The following is a 19626-nucleotide window of genomic DNA, read 5'->3' as shown; positions in this document are numbered from 1 at the left end:
GCAAAACCTGTGGGAGCGGCGGTGCGACGGTTCGACATTTGTTTTTAGTGCCAAATGGATTACCCATGAACCTCCCCCGCCTCGCCCTGGCGTTGACCCTCGTGCCATCCGCCCCGCTGCTGGCCGACACCTTCGAACGCGACCAGGCCCTCAAGCTGCCAGACGTGTTGATCAGCGCCAATCGCCAGGTCGAGGCACGCAATGACAGCAGCGCCGCCAATACCGTATTTACCCGCGAAGACATCGACCGCCTGCAACCGAGTAGCGTGACTGATCTGCTGCGACGCGTGCCGGGCGTGCAGGTAGGGCAAACCGGCGGTCGCGGCAGCCTGCCGGGCGTCTACATTCGCGGCACCAAATCGGCACAGAGCCTGGTATTGGTTGATGGCCAACGCATCGGCAACTCGACCTCCGGCGACAGCAACCTGCAACACATCAACATTGAGCAGGTCGAGCGCGTCGAAGTGCTGCGCGGCTCGCGCTCGGTGATCTATGGCAGTGACGCGATTGGCGGGGTGATTCAGATATTCACCCGGCGCGGTGGCGAGCAGGGCCTGCAGCCGCGCCTTCACGTGGGTTGGGGCAGCAACCAGACCTGGGAACGCAGCGTGGGCTTGTCCGGAGGTGACGAGCAAACCCGTTTTAATCTCGGCGCCAGTCTCGATGAAACCGCCGGGATCGATCGCACCCGGGAGTCCTATCCCAACGATGGCGATCATGATGAGTACCGCAACAAATCCATCAGCCTTTCCTTGAGCCATGCGGTCAACGAAGACCTGGAAGTGGGCGCCAACCTCCTGGATAACCGCGGTAAAAGCGCGTTCGACAGCCCCTTTGTCCAGCAGCAACCCTACAACCGCTTCACCGTCAGCAGCCTGAGCAGTTACATCGATGGGCGTGTCAACGAAAGGTGGAAAACCCGAGTCGAATTCGGCCACAGCGAAAACCGTGAAAAAACCTTCGATGAGCTCAGCGACGAACGCAGCGTATTCAACACTTACCGCGATTCGGTGACCTGGCAGAACGATCTCACGCTCGACGCCCGCAACAGCCTGATCCTGGGCGGGGACTGGTACGAGGACCGCATCAATAGCAGTACTGCCTTCGATGAAGACAGTCGCTGGAACCGTGCTGCGTTTGTGCAACATCGCTTCGAGGCCGACAGTTTTTCCACGGAATTGGGACTGCGCCGCGACCAGAACCAGCAGTTCGGTAGCCAGAACAGTTGGAGCGGCACCTTCACCCTGCCGCTGAACGCGGACAATGACCTGCTGCTGACCTACAGCGAGGGCTTCCGCGCCCCGACCTTCAACGACCTGTACTACCCGGATTTCAGCAACCCGGACCTCAAGCCGGAAACCTCGAAAAGCTACGAGCTGCAATGGCGCAGCCAACTGACCGATACCAGCCGGCTCGAAGCCTCGCTGTACCGCACCGACCTCAAGGACGCGATCATCTTCGGCAGTAACAATCGCCCGCAGAACGTCGCCTCGGCGCGGATCAACGGCTTTGAGGCGGGATTAAAGCAAGAACTGTTCGGTTGGCAGAGTAATCTCGGGGTCGCGATCATCGACCCGCGCGACCGCGACAGCGGCCACACCCTGGCCCGGCGTGCGCGACGCACCTTAAGCCTGGACCTGGACCGTCAGTTCGGTCGCCTGGGTCTCGGTGCCAGCTGGCAAGCGGTGAGCAGCAGTTTTGACGATGAGAACAATCGGCAGCCGCTGGGAGGCTACGCGCTGCTGGGACTGCGCAGCAGTTGGGCGCTCAATCGCGAAGTCACGCTGGAGCTGAAGGTGGATAACCTGCTGGACAAGGGTTACAGCCGGGCGCTTTACAGCCATGACGGCGGTGAGTACGGGTATCGTGAGGAAGGTCGGGCGTGGATGTTTGGGGTGACCTGGACGCCGCAGCTCTGATCCGGATTGTTCGGTGTATTGACTGGCCTCATCGCGGGCAAGCCCGCTCCTACAGATTTCAAGAGCGCCACAACCCCCTGTAGGAGCGAGCTTGCTCGCGATAGCCGCACCTCGGTTCAACGGTCAGGCGCAATCACCCGGCACAACCTGGCCGTCGCCTCAACCATCTGCCCACTCGGCCGCTCCAGGCCTTTGTCAGTCACCAGCAGCAACCTGTCACCCGCCACCGCAGCCACCTGCGGCCAGGCCCGCCACGCATTGAGCTGCGCCTGATCACCGGCCAGGATCACCTCGGGATTACGCTGCAACACGGCCTCGACACTGACCTGCGGCGCCGGCAGCGTCAGGTCGGCGAACACGTTGCGTGCCCCGCAAACCTGAAGCGCATCACTGATGATCTGTCCGCCGCCGACGGTATACAGCGGGCGATCCCAGACCTGATAAAACACTCGCAGTGGCTCATCACGCCGATACCGCTGGCGCAGCGATGCCAGGCGTTCGCGCAAGCCGCTGGCCAATGAAGCGCCACGCTCGGGTCGACCCAGTTGCACGGCAATGGATTCGATTTGCGCGGTCATTTGCTCAAGGTCGTGCGGTTCGGCGACGTAGGTGGGGATACCCAGGCGCTTGAGCTGGTCAAGTTGGGCCGGACCCACGCTGCCAGGCCAAAGCAGCAGCAAGTCGGGTTGCAGGCTGAGCAGGCGCTCGATGTTCAATTGGCCATAACGACCCACGGACGGCAGCGACCTGATTTCAACCGGGCGCTCTCCAGCATCCAGCACACCAACGAGAAGGTCGGCGGAGCCCAGTTCAATCACGATTTCGGATAATGACGGCGCAAGGCTGACGACACGCTCGGCAGCGCTGGCCAAACCGCTGGCAGCCAGTAACAGAACCGCCAGCCAGGCACGCGGCATCAGCTGAGTTGACGCGGGATGCGGTAGAGGTAAAACAGCACGGCAGTCGAAATGGCCAACAGCACCAGGGGCACCGCCTCCAACCCCACGAACACGGCCAGGGCGCCGATCCAGGCGGGCAGGCCAGCCGCGAGAAAGGCCGCGCGACGTCGGGCGGCCAGGATGATCCAGGCAGCGGGCTCTTCAGGCGTATCGAGGGCTTTCCCGGTGGCAATCAATGCATGTTTGTAGCGATTGAAAAACTTCAAGCTGACAAACATCGATGCCATGCCGGCGATGAACATTGGCATCGCCAGCACCGGCAGAAATGGCTCACTGGTGCCAAACACGCCATTGATCACGAACAGTGGCAACAGACCCAGCGCCAGGTATTGCCACCAACTGACGGCCAGTCGCCGTCGCACTTGGCCACGGGTCACGCCCGATCTACCTCGCCTTGGTGCTCGTTCCCCATCATATGGTCGAGCTTTGTCGCCTTGGTCGCCAGATAGAGTTTGTTGTGCGGGTTATGGCCGGTGTGCAGCGGCACACGCTCGGCGACCACGATGCCCATGTCGGTCAGGGCTTTGACCTTGCGCGGGTTGTTGGTCATCAGGCGCAGGGACTTCACCCCCATGTGTTCAAGCATCGGCAGGCACATGGCGTAGTCACGCTGGTCGGCGGCGAAACCCAGGCGCTCGTTGGCTTCCACGGTATCGGCGCCGCCATCCTGCAATTCATAGGCGCGGATCTTGTTCAAAAGACCGATGCCACGGCCTTCCTGGCGCAGATACAGCAATACGCCACGGCCTTCACGGGCGATGGCCCGCAGCGCGGCTTCGAGTTGCGAGCCGCAGTCGCAGCGCTGGCTGAACAGAGCGTCACCGGTCAGGCATTCGGAGTGCAAACGCCCGAGTACCGGCGTGCCGTCGTCGAACTCACCCAGGCTCAGCACGACGTGCTCTCGCCCACTTTCCTCATCGAGGAAACCATGCATGGTGAATTGCGCAAAGGGCATTGGCAGCTTGCAAGCGGCGACAAAAACGACGGACACCGGGGTGCTCCTGATCTAGGTACTGGAGTTTCACAGAGGCGGCATTGTAACAGCACGTTCCGAGAGACGCTTAGGCTGAATTATGGGGCATAACGATCCAAATGTTTGATCGCTGCTCGCTCATCGCTCCTACAGGGATGGCGGGCTATTCAAAGGGGTATGGCTGCTTCCAGCGCTCGAAGATCGGCTTCAACTGGCCGTTTTTCACCAACAAGTCCATACGTTGGTCGAACAGCGCCATCAATTTTCGCGCCTTGGGGTTGTCGGCAAAGCACAAGTACAGCGGCAGCTCGGCAACGTGCGTACGCCGGAAAAGCGACGGGTCCTTGGCCCGGCGGATCACGTAATCCACCTCTGTCAGCGCGTCGATGTAGTAGTCCACGCGGTTGTGCAGGAGCATCGAAAGAATGCCGGTACGGCGCACGACTTCGTTATAACGAGTCACGTTGGGCAAGCGATCCTGGTAATCGTAGCCACGAACCCAGGCCAGTCGATAATTGCCCAGGGTCTGCGCTGTTGGCACCGGACTGCTCGCCAGGCCCAGGGCATAGATGTGATCGGTATCGAAGTTCCAGCGTGGGTACAGCAGGTCGCTGACTTCCTTATGGTAGGAACCCACGCACGCGTCCACTTCGCCGTGCTGAGCCAGGCCGATGGAGCGGGTGTAGGGTTCGGTGCGGATGTCCAGTTTGACCCCGGCCGGTTCGAACACCTCGCGCAGAACGTCCCAGCCCAGGCCATGGCCGTCGGCGGCGGTGTAGTCCTCCCAGTCTTCGCTGGCCAGATGAATGACCGTGGGCGTCGTCATGTCCTCTCCCGCCTGGGCGAGAGCGCCGAACACCGCAAATACCATCACCGCCAACCAGCGCCGAGCCATCCCAGCCCTCCTTTTCTCGCCAATCAGGCGAAGATCCATACCAACCCTTGCATCGCCAGCCATGCAAACACCCCGGCCAGTACGTCGTCGAGCATGATCCCGACGCCGCCATGCACATGCCGGTCGACCCAGTGTATCGGCCACGGTTTGAGGATGTCGAAGAAACGGAACACGACAAAACCCGCGAGCAACCAGTACCAGCCTTCAGGCACCAGCCAAAGGGTGATCCACATACCGACCATTTCGTCCCAGACGATGCCTTCGTGGTCGTGCACTCGTAAATCGTCGGCCACCTTGCCGCACAGCCAGAAGCCGAACAGCATGGTGATGCCCAACATCAGCCAGTAACCCCAGTCTGGCAACATTTGCCACAACGGGATGAAGGGTAGCGCAACTAGCGACCCCCAAGTGCCTGGCGCCTTGGGCAAGGTGCCCGAACCGAAGCCAAACGCGAGAAAATGCCAGGGATTGCGCCAGACCGACGGCGGAACGAACTCTGCCGGCACCTGTTTGGGATGATCTGTCACGTTGTCTCCCGAAAATGTTGATAACCCCGTGTCTGCGGGGTGATGTCTTGTCCATCGGTATCGAGCAGCACAACGCCCTGCCCCGCTATGACTTGCCCGATCACATGGATTGGCCAGCCATCTGCCAACAGGCGCGGCAACTCGACGGACGGCAAGGTGAAGGCCAGCACGTAATCGTCGCCACCGCTCAGTGCCGCCTCTTGCGCACCAGACGCGCCGAGAAAGGCCACCAAGGCTTTCGACAACGGCAATCGGTCCCGTTCAACCTGAATGCCGACCTCCGACGCAAGCGCGATATGCCCGCAGTCGGCGAGCAGGCCATCGGAGATGTCCAGCGCTGAAGTGGCTTTGCCACGCAGTGCCTGCCCCAGCGCCAGTTGCGGACTTGGCGACCAGTAATGTGCCAGCAGGGCATCGGCTACCTCAGCGGGCGCCATGCGTTGGCCGAGCACCAGTGGCAACGCGCCTGCGGCATTACCCAGATCGCCGCCAACGCACAACAGATCGCCCACCCGGGCGCCGCTGCGGGTCAACGCCTGGCCGGCAGGCACGCGACCGAACACGGTCACGGTCAGGCTCAACGGCCCGCATGTGGTATCGCCGCCCACCAGCGCCACGCTGCATTGCTGCGCCATCACGTTCAAACCACGGGCATAGGCTTGCAGCCAATCGGCGGTCACCGTCGGCAAGGTCAGGGCAAGGGTAAAGGCAACGGGCGCGGCGCCCATGGCCGCCAGGTCGCTGACGGCCACGGCCAGCGAGCGCTGGCCGAGCAGAAACGGATCGCAAGGATCGGCAAAATGCACACCGGCCACCAGGGTGTCGGTGGAAATCGCCAGTTGTTCCCCGGCGGGAACAGCCAGCAGGGCGCAGTCATCGCCGATCCCGAGGGCAACACCTTCGCCGCCCTGCGCACAAGGCGCGGCGGCGAAGAAGTTGCGAATCAGCTCAAACTCACCCATCGCAGATGCAAGCGCGGATCAGCGCTTGAACGCCTTCACTTCAGCTTCACGCAGGCTTGGGGCCAGCTTGTCGAGTACGCCGTTGACGAATTTGTGGCCGTCGGTGGAACCGAAGACTTTCGCCAGCTCGATACCTTCGTTGATGACAACGCGGTACGGCACGTCGACGCGCTTGAGCAGCTCCCAGGTGGACAGGCGCAGAACGGCCAGTTCAACCGGGTCCAGCTCTTCGATGGTCAGGTCCAGGCAAGGCTTGAGCGCGGTGTCGATTTCAGTCTTGAACTGCGGAACCCCGTGGAGGATTTCGCGGAAATACGCGCCATCGACATCGGTGAAATCGTTATCGACCCGGAACTGAGCTTCGATCTCGTTCAACGACTGCTTGGCCATGTGCCATTGATACAGCGCCTGGGTCGCGAGCTGACGAGCTTCGCGACGCTTGGCGCTTTTCGATGGTTTGCCAGCATCCGCAGGCTTGGGATCGCGCGGGTTGAAACGATCGCTATCGTCGCTAATCACTTGGCCTCCAACTGCGCCAGCAGGCTGACCATTTCCAGAGCGGACAGGGCAGCTTCAGCACCTTTGTTACCGGCCTTGGTGCCGGAACGTTCGATGGCTTGCTCGATGGAATCAACGGTCAGTACGCCGAAAGCGACCGGTACACCGAACTCCATGGACACCTGGGCCAGGCCCTTGGTGCATTCGCCAGCCACATATTCGAAGTGCGGAGTACCGCCACGAATGACCGCACCCAGGGCGATGATTGCCGAGAATTCGCCCTTCTGAGCGACTTTCTGCGCAACCAGCGGAATTTCGAAGGCGCCAGGGGCACGGATGATGGTGATGTCGCTTTCGCTCACGCCATGGCGAACCAGGGCGTCAACGGCACCGCTGACCAGGCTTTCAACGACGAAGCTGTTGAAACGGCCTACTACCAGAGCGTAGCGGCCTTTAGGGGCGATGAACGTACCTTCGATGGTCTTCAGGGTCATTCGATAGATCTCTTAAAGAGCCGGGACGCGTCTAATGCGCGTCCCTCAGTGATATTTGAACCGCGAATACAGGGCCGGGAACAACCGGTCCTTATTCGGAGGGCACGTATTCTACAACTTCCAGGTCGAAACCGGATATCGCATTAAACTTCATCGGCGCACTCATCAGGCGCATTTTGCGCACACCCAGGTCCCGCAGGATCTGAGAACCGGCACCGACGATGCTGTAGGTGGTCGGTTTTTTCACGACGGCCTGATCGGTGCTTTCGCGAATATGCGCCAGCAACACGTCACCATCGAGCGGGTGACCGAGCAGCAGTACCACGCCACTGCCGGCTTCGGCTACCGCGGCCATGGCGGCACGCAGGCTCCAGCGGCCGGGTTGCTTGACCATCAACAGGTCGCGCAGCGGGTCCATGTTGTGCACCCGCACCAGGGTTGGCTCCTCGGCGCAGACATTGCCCAGGGTCAGGGCCATGTGCACGTCGCCTTCCACGGAATCACGATAGGTCACCAGGTTGAATTGGCCCAGTTCGCTGTCCAGCGGCTGCTCGGCAATCCGCTGAACGGTACGTTCATGGATCATCCGGTAGTGAATCAGGTCGGCGATGGTGCCAATCTTGATGTTGTGCTCGGCGGCAAAGGTTTCCAGTTCAGCGCGACGGGACATGGTGCCGTCGTCGTTCATCACTTCGCAGATCACGCCGCTTGGCTCGAAACCGGCCATGCGCGCCAGGTCGCAGGCCGCTTCGGTGTGGCCGGCGCGAGCCAGCGTGCCACCGGCCTGGGCCATCAGCGGGAAGATGTGACCTGGGCTGACAATGTCTTCAGCCTTGGCATCCTTCGCAGCGGCAGCCTGCACGGTGCGCGCGCGGTCGGCGGCGGAGATGCCAGTGGTCACGCCGGTGGCGGCCTCGATCGACACGGTGAACTTGGTGCCAAAACCGGAACCGTTGCGCGGCGCCATCAGCGGCAGCTTGAGCAACTCGCAACGCTCGCGGCTCATCGGCATGCAGATCAGGCCACGGGCGTGCTTGGCCATGAAGTTGATGTGCTCGGGCTGGCAGCACTCGGCGGCCATGATCAGGTCGCCTTCGTTCTCGCGGTCTTCGTCATCCATGAGGATGACCATCTTGCCTTGGCGGATGTCTTCAACCAGTTCTTCGATGCTATTGAGCGCCACAGGGCACCCCCTTCTTTCAGGATTTGAGGTAGCCGTTGGCGGCCAGAAAGCTTTCGGTAATGGTGCTTGAAGCGTTTGGCTCGGCGGCCTTGTCGCCCAGCAGCAGACGCTCCAGGTAACGGGCCAGCAAGTCGACTTCCAGATTCACCCGGCGACCCGGCTGGTAAGACGCCATGATCGTTTCGCTGAGGGTGTGCGGGATGATGGTCAGCAGGAACTCGGCGCCATCGACTGCGTTTACCGTCAGGCTGGTGCCGTCGACGGTGATCGAGCCTTTGTGGGCGATGTATTTGGCCAGTTCTTTCGGTGCGCGGATGCGGAACTCCACGGCGCGCGCGTTCTCGGTGCGGGCAACCACTTCACCCACGCCATCGACGTGACCGCTGACCAGATGCCCGCCGAGGCGAGTGGTGGGTGTCAGGGCTTTTTCCAGATTGACGGGGCTTCCGCTTTTCAGATCGTTCATGGCGGTACAGTCGAGGGTTTCGCGGCTGACGTCTGCTGCAAAACCATTGCCCGGCAGTTCGACTGCGGTCAGGCACACACCGTTTACCGCAATGCTGTCTCCCAGTTTGACGTCGCTCAGATCGAGCTTGCCGGTTTCTACATGTACCCGCACATCTCCGCCTTTTGGGGTCAATGCACGAATACTGCCGATGGATTCGATGATGCCGGTAAACATGGAGTTCTCCTCGAGAACAGGGCCGTCGTGTGGCGCAGCCGGGGATTATACGCTCGCCTTGGGTGCAGGAATGGCAGTGACTCGCCAGTCATCGCCCACCGCGCGAATGTCAGTGATTTTGAGCTCGGGTGCATCCTTCATGTGCACCAGTGGCCAGTCCAGCAGCGGCCTGGCCGTGGACCCGAGAAACTTGCCGGCAATGAATATCTGGAATTCGTCCACCAGGCCTTGTTGAGCGAAGGCACCGGCCAGGCGCGGGCCGGCCTCGACCAACACTTCGTTGACACCTCGACGGGCCAGTTCGACCAGCAACTGATGCAAGTCGACCAAGCCATCGCCGCCGGCCACGATCAGGCACTCCGGACCGTTGGCGTACTGTTCCTCAACGGCCATGCAGGTAGCGACCAGCGCCGGGCCGGCCTTGAAAAACGGCGCATCCAGCGGCACCCGCAGACGGCCATCGATCAACACCCGCAGCGGCGGACGACTCATGACCTGCGCGGTTTGCCCGGCATCGAGGCCCAGCTCATCGGCGCGCACGGTCAAGCGGGCGTTATCGGCCAGCACGGTATCGGCGCCAGTCAGGACGACGCTGGCCTGGGCACGCAGGCGTTGCACCGCCGAACGTGCGGCTGCGCCCGTGATCCATTGGCTCTCGCCGTTTTCCATCGCCGTGCGGCCATCCAGGCTCATGGCCAACTTGACCCGCACAAAAGGCAGTCCGTGCTCCATGCGCTTGAGGAAACCTTGATTGAGGTGTCGTGCCTCGCTTTCCAGCACGCCGCTTTCGACAGCGATCCCGCCCTCTGCCAGGCGCTGCAGGCCGCGTCCGGCGACCGACGGGTTCGGGTCCTGCATCGCTGCCACCACGCGGGCGACGCCGGCATTCACCAGCGCATCGGCGCAAGGCGGCGTGCGACCGTGGTGGCTGCACGGCTCAAGGGTCACATAGGCGGTGGCGCCTTTGGCCTTGTCACCCGCCGCGCGCAGGGCGTGAACCTCGGCATGGGGTTCGCCAGCGCGCTCGTGCCAGCCTTCGCCGACAATCTGCCCATCACGCACCACCACACAGCCGACCCTTGGGTTGGGGTGAGTGGTGTAATGACCCTTGCGCGCCAGTTCGAGGGCGCGAGCCATGTAATGGGCATCGAGGATGGCTTGCTCGGCAGACGCGCTCATTCTTTCTCCGGCTCACTGGCCAGGCGATCGATCTCTTCGCGGAACTCGTTGAGGTCCTGGAAGCGGCGATACACCGAGGCGAAACGGATGTAGGCGACTTCATCGAGCTTTTTCAGCTCGGTCATCACCAGTTCGCCGACTACGAGGGATTTGACCTCGCGCTCGCCGGTGGCGCGCAGTTTGTGCTTGATGTGCACCAATGACGATTCAAGGCGTTCGACACTCACCGGGCGCTTTTCCAGCGCCCGCTGCATGCCCGCACGCAGTTTATCTTCGTCGAATGGCTGACGGCTGCCGTCAGTTTTGATCAGGCGCGGCAACACCAGCTCAGCGGTTTCGAACGTCGTGAAACGCTCGCCGCAGGCCAGGCATTCGCGCCGGCGGCGCACCTGTTCGCCCTCGGCGACCAGACGCGAGTCGATGACCTTGGTGTCGTTGGCACCGCAGAAGGGACAGTGCATGGTGGCAGGCAACAAAAAAAGGGAGGGCCATGGTAGCGCATCCCCGTGGCAAGACAAGCCATAGGGTTTGCGGTATACAGACTGGCAATCGTGTCAATTCATGGATTTCATCTTGCTGGAGCACCTAATGCCCCTAAAACCGCTCGTACTGCTCAGTGTTTTCAGCTTGCTGGTGGCCTGCGGCAGTGACGCCCCCAAGCCCCAGCCGCCCACTCCCGGCCCTGCCCCCCAGGCGGCACAGAAGAAAGCCCGACAGGCAACAGAGCTCGGCCCGCTGCCCGCTTACCAACGCGAACTGAGCGGCACGCTGCAAGGCGTCCCGGAGGGCGCCGAGGTAGAACTGGCCCTGCTGGTGATCGACGAAAAGGACCGTCCGCAACAATTGCTCGCCAGTTCCAGCCTGATCGGCACCAACCAGGTGCTGCCCTTTCACCTGCGCTTCAACCCGGATGCCTTTCCCGTCGGAGCCCGGGTTGAACTGCGCGGTCGCGCCAGCCAATCTGGCCAATTGATTCTGCATCTGCCCTCGCAGCTCATTACCCAGCCGACGACCCAGGCCCTGGGCGAACTGCAATTTGTCAAAGCACCATGACGGCACCGCAGGACCTGCAACAGGCATTGAGTGAACTGTTGGGCGATGCCCGACTGGTGACGTGTGAGTTGCCGGACACCGAGCTCAAGCTTTGGCTGATCGACGGCGACCGCATGGACCGCGCCTTCAGTCCCGAAGAAACGCGACGGATTCTGCATGAACCGCCGTACTGGAGTTTCTGTTGGGCCAGCGGGCTGGCGGTGGCCCGTTACCTCGCCGAGTTCCCCCATTGGGTCAAGGGCAAGCGCGTGCTGGATTTCGGCGCAGGCTCCGGGGTCGCGGCGATAGCGGCGGTGAAAGCGGGTGCGCTGGAAGTGGTGGCCTGCGACCTCGACCCGCTGGCACTGGCCGCTTGCCGGGCGAACGCCGAACTCAACAACGTGCAGCTGGAATATTCGGCGGACTTTTTCGCCGAAACCGACCGCTTCGACCTGATCCTGGTGGCCGACGTGCTGTATGACCGAGCCAACCTGCCGCTGCTCGATCAGTTCCTGAGTCGCGGCAAGGAAGCACTGGTGGCTGATTCGCGCGTCCGGGACTTTCGTCACCCGATGTATCAGCGCATCGAGATGTTGCAGGCATTAACCCTGCCGGACCTGGCCGAACCCGAGGAGTTTCGGCATGTGAGCCTGTATCACGCACGCCGGCGTTAAAATCCCCCTGCAGGAGCGGACTTGTCCGCGATGGATTCAGCACCACCGCTGGGCATCAGGTACCCCGCGTCATCGTTGGCCACCATCGCGGACAAGTCCGCTCCTACAGGGGCGCTTCCGGCCACCCCCCGCCAAGCCGTATAGTGAACCCAATCTAGCTTGCCAAGAGATCCCCCATGAGTCAGGAAACGCCCTACATCTTCGACGCCACGACCGCCGACTTCGAGCAGTCGGTGATCGAGAACTCCTTTCACAAGCCGGTGCTGGTGGACTTCTGGGCCGAGTGGTGTGCGCCCTGCAAAGTGCTGATGCCGATGCTGCAGACCATTGCCGAGAGCTATCAGGGCGAGTTGCTGCTGGCCAAGGTGAACTGCGATGTCGAACAGGACATCGTGGCCCGCTTCGGTATTCGCAGCCTGCCGACCGTGGTGCTGTTCAAGGATGGCCAGCCTGTAGACGGTTTTGCCGGTGCTCAACCGGAGTCGGCCGTGCGGGCGATGCTCGAGCCGCATGTGCAGATGCCGCCTCCGGCCGCAGCCGACCCGCTCGAACAGGCCCAGGCGCTGTTCGACGAGAGCCGTTTCGCTGATGCCGAAGCCGTGCTCACCGTGCTGCTGGGTGAAGACAATACCAACGCCAGGGCGCTGATTCTCTACGCCCGCTGCCTGACCGAGCGCGGTGAGCTGGGCGAGGCTCAAACCGTGCTCGACGCGGTCAAGACCGATGAGCACAAAGCGGCCCTGGCAGGTGCAAAGGCGCAGATCAAGTTCCTCGGCCAGGCCAGGGATCTGCCGGACGCCGCGGTCCTGAAGGCGCGCCTGGCGAAAAATCCGCAGGACGATGAAGCGGTGTATCAACTGGCGATCCAGCAACTGGCGCGCCAGCAGTACGACGCGGCCCTGGATGCGCTGCTCAAGTTGTTCATCCGTAACCGCAGCTACAGCGAGGGCTTGCCACACAAGACCTTGCTGCAAGTGTTCGAACTGCTGGGCAATGATCACCCACTGGTGACCACTTATCGCCGCAAACTGTTCGCTGCCTTGTATTAAGCCTGACCGATCCAGCTATAGAGCGGCGTGTCCCCGCCGCTCGACACTTTCACCTCGGCACAATGGCGCAGGCGCACCAGCAGGCGTTTGCCTGACGCCCCGTTGCCGGTCAGCCCTTGCAACTGATCGAGCAAATCCGGCCCGGTCAATTGCCCTGCCTTGCGCAGCAGATCCTTCGCGATTTGCCATTGCGTGTCGTCCTGGCTTTGCGCTCGGGTCGGCGCCGCACTGGCTTCAGGTTTGTCCACCTGAACCTGTGCTCCGAGCCGTGCCCAGTCGGCGTCGTCCATCTCCAGGGTCAAATCCACCGGCCAGTCGCCGATGGTTCCGCGTATCCGCACCATAAGTCTGCTCCCGCACATTTCTGGCTCACATGCTCCCATGGGACTTGTGCAACGCCAAGCAGACAGTCAAACTCTGCGCACCAACGTTATAAGATTACATAACAAATTATTCATCTCAGGTTCCGGAGACTTCCCCATGCGTCGTTTGCTCCTCGCTTTGCCGTTCGCCCTGTTGCCACTTGCTGTCGCTCAGGCGGCGCAAGAACATGACCACGACCATGAGCACGGCAGCCTCGGTGCCCACGAACATGGCGTCGGCCGCCTGAATGCCGCGCTCGATGGTCAGACCCTGGAGCTTGAGCTGGAAAGCCCTGCGATGAACCTGGTGGGGTTCGAACACGCCGCCACGACCGACGCCGACAAGGCCAAGGTCGCTGCTGTCCGCGCACAGCTTGAAAAGCCATTGGCCCTGTTCAGTCTGCCGAAAGCTGCCGGTTGTGTGGTCGCGAGCCAGGCACTGGAAAGCCCGTTGTTCGGTGACAAACCCGAGGCCGACGATGATCACGACCACGACGAGGACGCCAAGGGCGAGCACCACCACGAGCACAGCGAAATCCACGCTCACTACCAGTTCACCTGCGCCACGCCTGGCGCGCTGAACACCCTGGATCTGGCAAACATCTTCAATACCTTTCCAGCCACCCAGAAAATTCAGGTACAACTGATCAGCCCGAGCGGCCAGCAAGGTGTTGAAGTGACGTCCAAGGCAGCGGCGCTGAAGTTCTAACTCCTGACGCTTGAATGCTCCCGATGGAGGTCAACGATAACGCGGGCTGGAATGATGCCCTGCGCAAGTCTTGAGTCCATCGCGAGCAAGCTCGCTCCTACAGGGTAAGTAACGAGTCATTCACCCAATCGGTTTCACATGACCCAAGCACTCATCGAACTGTCAGACCTGGGCTTCAGCTGGCCCGGTCACCCGCCACTGCTGGACATCCCGGCGTTTCGCCTGGAGCCCGGAGAAACCCTGTTCCTCAAGGGCCCCAGTGGCAGTGGCAAGACCACCCTGCTCGGGCTGCTTGGCGGCGTGCAGAAGCCGGATCGCGGCAGCATCCGCCTGCTCGGCCAGGAACTCACTGAACTGGGCGCCGGAGCCCGTGATCGCTTCCGTGTCGACCACACCGGCTACATCTTCCAGCAGTTCAACCTGCTGCCGTTTCTTTCGGTGCGCGAGAACGTCGAGTTGCCCTGCCACTTTTCCAGGCTGCGCGCCGAACGCGCGAAGCAGCGCCACGGCAGCGTCGACCAGGCCGCAGCGACGCTGCTCGCGCATCTGGGCTTGAAGGATGAAAGCATCCTGGGTCGGCGCGCCGACTCGCTGTCCATCGGCCAGCAACAACGGGTGGCTGCCGCTCGCGCGTTGATTGGTCAACCGGAACTGGTGATCGCGGACGAACCCACTTCGGCCCTGGACTACGACGCGCGGGAAAATTTCATCCGCCTGCTGTTTGCCGAGTGCCGTGAAGCGGGATCGAGCCTGCTGTTCGTCAGCCATGACCAGAGCCTCGCGCCGCTGTTCGATCGCAACCTGTCGCTGGCCGAACTCAATCGCGCCGCCACGCCCGCAGAGGTCTGAGATGTATTTGTTTCGTCTAGCGATGGCCAGCCTGGCTAACCGCCGTTTCACCGCGATCCTCACCGCCTTCGCCATCGCCCTGTCGGTCTGCCTGCTACTGGCAGTGGAGCGTGTGCGAACCGAGGCCAAGGCCAGCTTCGCCAGCACCATCAGCGGCACCGACCTGATTGTCGGCGCCCGCTCGGGCTCGGTGAACCTGCTGCTGTATTCGGTGTTCCGCATCGGCAACGCCACCAACAACATTCGCTGGGACAGCTTCGAACACTTCGCCAACAACCCGAAAGTGAAGTGGGCGATCCCGATGTCCCTGGGCGATTCCCACCGCGGCTATCGCGTCATGGGCACCACCGAGGCGTACTTCGAGCATTATCAATATGGGCGCCAGCAGCATCTGGAGCTAGCGGACGGACGCGCCTTCGCCACCGATCCGTTTGAAGTGGTACTGGGCGCCGAAGTGGCCGAGGCACTGCATTACAAACTCGGTGACAAACTGGTGCTGGCCCACGGTGTTGCCGCGATCAGCCTGGTCAAGCACGACGATAAACCCTTCACCGTGGTGGGCGTTCTCAAACGCACCGGCACCCCGGTAGACCGCACGTTGCACATCAGCCTCGGTGGCATGGAGGCGATTCACATCGACTGGCACAACGGTGTCCCGGCACGGGGCAACGGACGGATCAGCGCCGATCAGGCACGCAACATGGACCTGACGCCCCAGGCGATCACAGCGTTCATGCTGGGCCTCAACAGCAAGATTTCCACCTTCGCCCTGCAACGCGAGATCAACGAATTTCGCGGCGAGCCGATGCTGGCGATCCTGCCGGGCGTGGCGCTGCAAGAGCTGTGGAGTTTGATGAGCACCGCGGAAAAAGCCTTGTTCGTGGTGTCGTTGTTCGTGGTGCTGACCGGGTTGATCGGCATGCTGACGGCAATTCTCACCAGTCTCAATGAGCGCCGTCGCGAGATGGCGATTTTGCGCTCGGTTGGCGCCCGGCCATGGCACGTCGCGACATTGCTGGTGCTGGAGGCGTTCGCCCTGGCGCTGTCGGGGGTGATTGCCGGCGTGGCATTGCTGTACGTGGGCATCGCCGCTGCACAGGGTTACGTGCAGGCCAATTACGGTTTGTATCTGCCGCTGGCCTGGCCAAGCGAATATGAATGGACGCTGCTCGGTGGCATCCTGATCGCTGCTCTGCTGATGGGCAGCGTGCCGGCCTGGCGCGCGTATCGCCAATCCCTGGCCGATGGCCTGTCGATCCGTTTATGAGGAAGTTGAACATGCCCCGCGCTTTGCTTGCGCTGTTGATGCTGGTCGCCCTGCCGCTCTGGGCCGCCGAGCCGAAAGAACTGACCTGGTCGGAAATGATCCCGCCGGATGCCATGCCCGAAGTGCCGGACATGAGACCCCTGCACGACCTTTCGCAGATGAGCAATGCGCTGTCCGCCGAGTCGGCGCCAGCGGCCAAACAGGCGATGCCCAACGCACCGGTGGTGATGAGTCTGGATGGACAGAACATTCGACTACCGGGCTACATCGTGCCGCTGGAAGTCAGCGAGGAGGGCCGCACCACGGAGTTCCTGCTGGTGCCGTATTTCGGCGCCTGCATCCACGTGCCGCCACCGCCGTCGAACCAGATCGTGCACGTGAAAAGCGAAGTGGGGGTCAAGGTCGACGAGCTGTATCAGCCGTACTGGGTGGAAGGAGCGATGCAAGTGAAAGCGTCCACCAGTGAACTGGCCGATGCTGGATATCAGATGGAGGCGGACAAGATTTACATGTATGAGTTGCCGGAGTGAATCGAGGCGCCGGTATCCTCTGTAGATGCGGGCTTGCCCGCGATGGGGCCCTCGAAGTTCCGCAAAAATTTCACCCATCACTGTTTCATTGAGCTGAATCAAAAGACCGTATCAGGCGGCTCCGTACCATTGGGACATCAAACATTTAAAACGTCCTTTGGGAGCCTCCATGCACAAGTCTTTGCTCAGCGCTTCGTTGTTCGCCCTCGCACTCGCCGCCCCGATCGCACACGCCCACGAAGCGGGCGACATCCTGATCCGGGCCGGTGCCATCACCGTCAACCCGAAAGCCGACAGTTCCAGCGTCAAGGTCGATCAGGGCCCGCTCAAAGGTGCTGACCTGGGCGGCAAGGCAACCATGGACAGCGACACCCAACTGGGTCTGAACTTCGCTTACATGCTCGACAGCCACTGGGGTATCGAGCTGCTGGCCGCTACCCCGTTCCAGCATGACGTGAAACTCAAGAACACCGCGCTGGACGCAGCCAACGGCAAACTCGGCAGCCTGAAACACCTGCCGCCTACCCTGAGTGTCGTGTACTACCCTCTGGATTCGAAGTCGGCGTTCCAGCCTTATGTCGGCGCCGGCATCAACTACACCTGGATCTTCGATGAAGAGCTGAGCAGCGATGCCAAGTCCAGTGGCTTCAGCAACTTCAAGGCGAAAAACTCCTGGGGCATGGCGTTCCAGGTCGGTGCCGACTACATGATCACCGACAACATCCTGGTGAACGCCCAAGTGCGTTACATCGACATCGATACCCAGGCGACCGTTGAAAACAATGCCGTCGCACCGGGTACTCGGGCGAAGGTCAACGTGGATGTCGACCCGTTCATCTACATGGTCGGCCTGGGCTACAAGTTCTAAAATCGTTCACGTGGTGGGAACGAGCTGCAAAAAAAGGCGCCTGTGAAGGCGCCTTTTTCTATTGACGCGGCGGCCGTTCAACGTCCGAGCAAACGCGCCAAACCGACACTCATCAACGTGCGGGCAGGCAAGACAAAACGCGCCTGCAAGCGTTGGTTATTCGCCCGTGAGTGGCGGATATCGCCAGAACGCGCCGGACCGTAATTCACCGGTGGCAGTTCGCCGACCACTTCTTTCAGGGCATCGAGCATCTGCTTGAGACTGGTGGCCTGGTTCCAGCCAACATTGACCGCTCCCGCCTCGGGCTGCGGTTGCTCGATCGCCTGCACCAACACGTCGACAAGGTCAGCGACGTAGACAAAATCCCGCGTCTGCTCACCGTCGCCGAACACGCTGATCGGCAAGCCCTTCTGCGCACGCTCGCTGAAAATGCTGATGACCCCGGAGTACGGCGAGGACGGATCCTGGCGCGGGCCGAAAATGTTGAAGAAGCGGAAAATCACCGGTTCCAGTTTGTGCGCGCGGCGGTAGAAATCGAAGTAATGTTCGCTGGACAGTTTGTCCGAAGCGTAGGGCGTCAACGGCGCCTTGGGCGTGTCCTCGTCAATCGACTCCCCTTCACCGTTGTTGCCATAGACCGCTGCGCTCGAGGCAAACAGCACACGCTTGACCCCGGTCTGGCGCATGGCCTCGCAGACGTTGAGCGAGCCGATGAAATTGCTTTGGTGGGTCCTCACCGGATCGTCCACCGAAGCTTGCACCGACGCGACCGCTGCCAGGTGCGCCACCGCGCTGCAACCACTCATCGCCTGCGCAACCAGCGTCGCATCAGCGACATCGCCGACGATCAGTTCGACCCTGGGGTTATCCAGCGGCAGATTGCTGCGCTTGCCCGTGGACAGGTCATCGACAATCCGCACCGAGTAGCCCTTGGCGAGCAAGGCATCGGTCAGGTGCGAGCCGATGAAACCGGCACCACCGGTAATGAGAACGGGGCCGTCAGCCATGGCGATAAAACCTGTCCAGTAAACCCGGGAGTGCCGCACGCCAGGCGCGTGGTTTGATCCCGAAGGTGTGAAGAATTTTCTTGCAGGCCAGCACCGCGTGTTGCGGCTCTTCGGCAGCGTCCGGGCGCGCGGCGTGAGCCTGGGCGGTGGGCTCTTCGATGGCCAGCGGATGCAGCGCGCGGGCTTCGGTGAGAATCGCCTGACCGAGTGCCAGCGGCGTGGTCGCCTCGTGCCCGGCGTAGTGATAGGTGCCCCACAGCGGCGCCGCACAGTCGAGTTGCTTGAGCACCGAAATGATCACCCGGGCCGCATCGTCCACCGGTGTCGGATTGCCCCGACGGTCATCGGCCATCAAGAGCTCTTCGGGGTTTTCGGCACGAGCCAGGAATCGTCCGAGTGTACCTTCGGGGCTGTCATCGAGCAGCCAGCCGAAACGCAGCAACACATGTTGCGGGCACGTGGCACGCACGCTCTGCTCGATTCGCCATAACGCCTGGCCGCGCAGGCCAAGCGGTACGGGTTCGTCTTTTTCGCTGTAGGCGGTGGCGCGAGAGCCGTCGAATACGCGATAGCTCGACGGTTGCAGCAGGACGATGTCGTGATGCTGGCACAATTCGGCCAGGCGCTCGACGGCCCGCTCCTGCCCGGCCAGACGCAGCTCGCTGACGGCCTCCGCCTGAAACCAGTCGAAGTAGTAGGCAAGGTTGATCACCGCATCCGGGCGGGTATCGTCAAGCAGTTGCGTCAGGCTCGCGGCATCCCAGCCGTCTTGGGGAGGGCGGGGGGCGAGGAAGCCGATGTCTTCCTCCGCACCGAGGCGAATCAGCGCCTGCCCAAGGGCATTTCCGCCGCCCAGTAACATAAGGCGCATTCGCATAGAGTCAGCAGGCCCAGTCTTGGTGGAAAAAAATGAAAGTTGTCGGAATCGTTGCATTTTGCGGCTTTAGTGCGCAACCGTCATCCGTAAAGTGTCGATGTCCGGGTCTTGCATCTTCCCGCCCACACCCG

Annotated in this window: 24 protein-coding genes; 9 read left to right on the top strand and 15 right to left on the bottom strand. The window is 61.7% G+C overall.

Features of this window, described 5'->3' with window-relative positions; translation table 11 throughout:
• Positions 1 to 65 precede the first annotated feature (65 nt).
• Positions 66 to 1919, top strand: coding sequence for a TonB-dependent receptor domain-containing protein (locus AB4O36_RS29290; protein WP_460140841.1), 1854 nt, complete (start codon positions 66 to 68; stop codon positions 1917 to 1919).
• Positions 1920 to 2035: 116 nt separating this feature from the next.
• Here AB4O36_RS29290 and AB4O36_RS29285 read toward each other — a convergent pair whose 3' ends face one another.
• The 12 genes from AB4O36_RS29285 to nrdR all read right to left on the bottom strand — a co-directional run bounded on the left by AB4O36_RS29285 (position 2036) and on the right by nrdR (position 10732).
• On the bottom strand, positions 2036 to 2836 hold the full coding sequence (locus AB4O36_RS29285) for a cobalamin-binding protein (protein ID WP_460140840.1): 801 nt from the start codon (positions 2834 to 2836) through the stop codon (positions 2036 to 2038).
• Positions 2836 to 3255, bottom strand: a complete 420-nt coding sequence (locus AB4O36_RS29280; protein WP_460120491.1) for an MFS transporter — start codon at positions 3253 to 3255, stop codon at positions 2836 to 2838. The genes AB4O36_RS29285 and AB4O36_RS29280 overlap by 1 nt, the downstream gene beginning before the upstream one ends.
• Positions 3252 to 3869 (bottom strand): GTP cyclohydrolase II, encoded by a 618-nt coding sequence (gene ribA / locus AB4O36_RS29275; RefSeq protein WP_460120489.1) that lies wholly within the window; start codon positions 3867 to 3869, stop codon positions 3252 to 3254. Before ribA ends, AB4O36_RS29280 begins: the two co-directional genes overlap by 4 nt.
• A 145-nt stretch (positions 3870 to 4014) precedes the next feature.
• Positions 4015 to 4746 carry a substrate-binding periplasmic protein gene (locus tag AB4O36_RS29270; protein WP_460120487.1) on the bottom strand — a complete coding sequence of 244 codons (732 nt, stop codon included), beginning with the start codon at positions 4744 to 4746 and terminating at the stop codon, positions 4015 to 4017.
• Between the two features lie 23 nt (positions 4747 to 4769).
• Entirely contained in the window at positions 4770 to 5273 is a 504-nt protein-coding gene (locus tag AB4O36_RS29265) for a phosphatidylglycerophosphatase A (RefSeq protein ID WP_368555575.1), read from the bottom strand.
• Positions 5270 to 6235: a thiamine-phosphate kinase gene (gene thiL, locus AB4O36_RS29260; protein WP_460140839.1), complete on the bottom strand. Its 966-nt coding sequence runs from the start codon at positions 6233 to 6235 to the stop codon at positions 5270 to 5272. Before thiL ends, AB4O36_RS29265 begins: the two co-directional genes overlap by 4 nt.
• 18 nt (positions 6236 to 6253) lie before the next feature.
• Positions 6254 to 6754: a transcription antitermination factor NusB gene (gene nusB / locus AB4O36_RS29255; RefSeq protein ID WP_460140838.1), complete on the bottom strand. Its 501-nt coding sequence runs from the start codon at positions 6752 to 6754 to the stop codon at positions 6254 to 6256.
• Positions 6751 to 7227, bottom strand: a complete 477-nt coding sequence (ribH, locus tag AB4O36_RS29250; RefSeq protein WP_224541369.1) for a 6,7-dimethyl-8-ribityllumazine synthase — start codon at positions 7225 to 7227, stop codon at positions 6751 to 6753. Before ribH ends, nusB begins: the two co-directional genes overlap by 4 nt.
• 91 nt (positions 7228 to 7318) lie before the next feature.
• Complete coding sequence (gene ribBA, locus AB4O36_RS29245; RefSeq protein ID WP_460120481.1) at positions 7319 to 8410, bottom strand: bifunctional 3,4-dihydroxy-2-butanone-4-phosphate synthase/GTP cyclohydrolase II; 1092 nt, start codon at positions 8408 to 8410, stop codon at positions 7319 to 7321.
• Positions 8411 to 8426: 16 nt separating this feature from the next.
• Complete coding sequence (locus tag AB4O36_RS29240; protein WP_460120480.1) at positions 8427 to 9092, bottom strand: riboflavin synthase; 666 nt, start codon at positions 9090 to 9092, stop codon at positions 8427 to 8429.
• 45 nt (positions 9093 to 9137) lie between these two features.
• Positions 9138 to 10271: a bifunctional diaminohydroxyphosphoribosylaminopyrimidine deaminase/5-amino-6-(5-phosphoribosylamino)uracil reductase RibD gene (gene ribD, locus AB4O36_RS29235; RefSeq protein WP_460140837.1), complete on the bottom strand. Its 1134-nt coding sequence runs from the start codon at positions 10269 to 10271 to the stop codon at positions 9138 to 9140.
• Positions 10268 to 10732: a transcriptional regulator NrdR gene (nrdR, locus tag AB4O36_RS29230; RefSeq protein ID WP_460120476.1), complete on the bottom strand. Its 465-nt coding sequence runs from the start codon at positions 10730 to 10732 to the stop codon at positions 10268 to 10270. The genes ribD and nrdR overlap by 4 nt, the downstream gene beginning before the upstream one ends.
• Positions 10733 to 10859: 127 nt before the next feature.
• Here nrdR and AB4O36_RS29225 point away from each other — a divergent pair, with 127 nt between their 5' ends.
• The 3 genes from AB4O36_RS29225 to trxA all read left to right on the top strand — a co-directional run bounded on the left by AB4O36_RS29225 (position 10860) and on the right by trxA (position 13026).
• Positions 10860 to 11324: a YbaY family lipoprotein gene (locus tag AB4O36_RS29225; RefSeq protein ID WP_460120475.1), complete on the top strand. Its 465-nt coding sequence runs from the start codon at positions 10860 to 10862 to the stop codon at positions 11322 to 11324.
• Entirely contained in the window at positions 11321 to 11977 is a 657-nt protein-coding gene (locus tag AB4O36_RS29220; protein ID WP_460140836.1) for a class I SAM-dependent methyltransferase, read from the top strand. The genes AB4O36_RS29225 and AB4O36_RS29220 overlap by 4 nt, the downstream gene beginning before the upstream one ends.
• Before the next feature lie 176 nt (positions 11978 to 12153).
• Positions 12154 to 13026 (top strand): thioredoxin, encoded by an 873-nt coding sequence (gene trxA, locus AB4O36_RS29215; RefSeq protein WP_460140835.1) that lies wholly within the window; start codon positions 12154 to 12156, stop codon positions 13024 to 13026.
• Here trxA and AB4O36_RS29210 read toward each other — a convergent pair.
• On the bottom strand, positions 13023 to 13370 hold the full coding sequence (locus tag AB4O36_RS29210) for a hypothetical protein (RefSeq protein ID WP_460120469.1): 348 nt from the start codon (positions 13368 to 13370) through the stop codon (positions 13023 to 13025). The two genes, trxA and AB4O36_RS29210, sit on opposite strands and share 4 nt — an antisense overlap.
• Before the next feature lie 136 nt (positions 13371 to 13506).
• Here AB4O36_RS29210 and AB4O36_RS29205 point away from each other — a divergent pair, with 136 nt between their 5' ends.
• The 5 genes from AB4O36_RS29205 to AB4O36_RS29185 all read left to right on the top strand — a co-directional run bounded on the left by AB4O36_RS29205 (position 13507) and on the right by AB4O36_RS29185 (position 17611).
• Positions 13507 to 14097 (top strand): DUF2796 domain-containing protein, encoded by a 591-nt coding sequence (locus AB4O36_RS29205; protein WP_460140834.1) that lies wholly within the window; start codon positions 13507 to 13509, stop codon positions 14095 to 14097.
• A 138-nt stretch (positions 14098 to 14235) separates the two neighbouring features.
• Positions 14236 to 14946: an ABC transporter ATP-binding protein gene (locus tag AB4O36_RS29200; RefSeq protein ID WP_460120465.1), complete on the top strand. Its 711-nt coding sequence runs from the start codon at positions 14236 to 14238 to the stop codon at positions 14944 to 14946.
• Position 14947: 1 nt separating this feature from the next.
• Positions 14948 to 16213, top strand: a complete 1266-nt coding sequence (locus AB4O36_RS29195; RefSeq protein ID WP_460140833.1) for an ABC transporter permease — start codon at positions 14948 to 14950, stop codon at positions 16211 to 16213.
• Between the two features lie 11 nt (positions 16214 to 16224).
• A complete protein-coding gene (locus tag AB4O36_RS29190) occupies positions 16225 to 16743 on the top strand; it encodes a DUF3299 domain-containing protein (protein ID WP_460120461.1) in 519 nt (172 codons plus the stop codon).
• Positions 16744 to 16912: 169 nt separating this feature from the next.
• Entirely contained in the window at positions 16913 to 17611 is a 699-nt protein-coding gene (locus tag AB4O36_RS29185) for an OmpW/AlkL family protein (RefSeq protein WP_460140832.1), read from the top strand.
• 77 nt (positions 17612 to 17688) lie between these two features.
• Here AB4O36_RS29185 and AB4O36_RS29180 read toward each other — a convergent pair whose 3' ends face one another.
• Positions 17689 to 18618: an NAD-dependent epimerase/dehydratase family protein gene (locus AB4O36_RS29180; protein ID WP_460140831.1), complete on the bottom strand. Its 930-nt coding sequence runs from the start codon at positions 18616 to 18618 to the stop codon at positions 17689 to 17691.
• Positions 18611 to 19495 (bottom strand): sugar nucleotide-binding protein, encoded by an 885-nt coding sequence (locus tag AB4O36_RS29175; protein ID WP_460120456.1) that lies wholly within the window; start codon positions 19493 to 19495, stop codon positions 18611 to 18613. The genes AB4O36_RS29180 and AB4O36_RS29175 overlap by 8 nt, the downstream gene beginning before the upstream one ends.
• Between the last annotated feature and the right edge of the window lie 131 nt (positions 19496 to 19626).

The organism is Pseudomonas sp. S2_E01 (genome assembly GCF_054668365.1).
Note: the sequence above shows the minus strand (reverse complement) of the source record. Positions and strands in the feature narration are given on the sequence as shown.

Excerpts from the sequence above, each read along its gene's own strand:
- AB4O36_RS29210 (WP_460120469.1), bottom strand. The coding sequence starts at position 13,370 with ATGGTGCGGATACGCGGAACCATCGGCGACTGGCCGGTGGATTTGACC.
- AB4O36_RS29240 (WP_460120480.1), bottom strand. The coding sequence starts at position 9,092 with ATGTTTACCGGCATCATCGAATCCATCGGCAGTATTCGTGCATTGACC.
- AB4O36_RS29200 (WP_460120465.1), top strand. The coding sequence starts at position 14,236 with ATGACCCAAGCACTCATCGAACTGTCAGACCTGGGCTTCAGCTGGCCC.
- AB4O36_RS29180 (WP_460140831.1), bottom strand. The coding sequence starts at position 18,618 with ATGGCTGACGGCCCCGTTCTCATTACCGGTGGTGCCGGTTTCATCGGC.
- trxA (WP_460140835.1), top strand. The coding sequence starts at position 12,154 with ATGAGTCAGGAAACGCCCTACATCTTCGACGCCACGACCGCCGACTTC.
- thiL (WP_460140839.1), bottom strand. The coding sequence starts at position 6,235 with ATGGGTGAGTTTGAGCTGATTCGCAACTTCTTCGCCGCCGCGCCTTGT.
- ribD (WP_460140837.1), bottom strand. The coding sequence starts at position 10,271 with ATGAGCGCGTCTGCCGAGCAAGCCATCCTCGATGCCCATTACATGGCT.
- AB4O36_RS29205 (WP_460140834.1), top strand. The coding sequence starts at position 13,507 with ATGCGTCGTTTGCTCCTCGCTTTGCCGTTCGCCCTGTTGCCACTTGCT.
- AB4O36_RS29225 (WP_460120475.1), top strand. The coding sequence starts at position 10,860 with ATGCCCCTAAAACCGCTCGTACTGCTCAGTGTTTTCAGCTTGCTGGTG.
- AB4O36_RS29220 (WP_460140836.1), top strand. The coding sequence starts at position 11,321 with ATGACGGCACCGCAGGACCTGCAACAGGCATTGAGTGAACTGTTGGGC.
- AB4O36_RS29290 (WP_460140841.1), top strand. The coding sequence starts at position 66 with ATGAACCTCCCCCGCCTCGCCCTGGCGTTGACCCTCGTGCCATCCGCC.
- ribH (WP_224541369.1), bottom strand. The coding sequence starts at position 7,227 with ATGACCCTGAAGACCATCGAAGGTACGTTCATCGCCCCTAAAGGCCGC.
- AB4O36_RS29190 (WP_460120461.1), top strand. The coding sequence starts at position 16,225 with ATGCCCCGCGCTTTGCTTGCGCTGTTGATGCTGGTCGCCCTGCCGCTC.
- AB4O36_RS29195 (WP_460140833.1), top strand. The coding sequence starts at position 14,948 with ATGTATTTGTTTCGTCTAGCGATGGCCAGCCTGGCTAACCGCCGTTTC.
- AB4O36_RS29185 (WP_460140832.1), top strand. The coding sequence starts at position 16,913 with ATGCACAAGTCTTTGCTCAGCGCTTCGTTGTTCGCCCTCGCACTCGCC.
- nrdR (WP_460120476.1), bottom strand. The coding sequence starts at position 10,732 with ATGCACTGTCCCTTCTGCGGTGCCAACGACACCAAGGTCATCGACTCG.
- AB4O36_RS29285 (WP_460140840.1), bottom strand. The coding sequence starts at position 2,836 with ATGCCGCGTGCCTGGCTGGCGGTTCTGTTACTGGCTGCCAGCGGTTTG.
- AB4O36_RS29270 (WP_460120487.1), bottom strand. The coding sequence starts at position 4,746 with ATGGCTCGGCGCTGGTTGGCGGTGATGGTATTTGCGGTGTTCGGCGCT.
- AB4O36_RS29175 (WP_460120456.1), bottom strand. The coding sequence starts at position 19,495 with ATGCGAATGCGCCTTATGTTACTGGGCGGCGGAAATGCCCTTGGGCAG.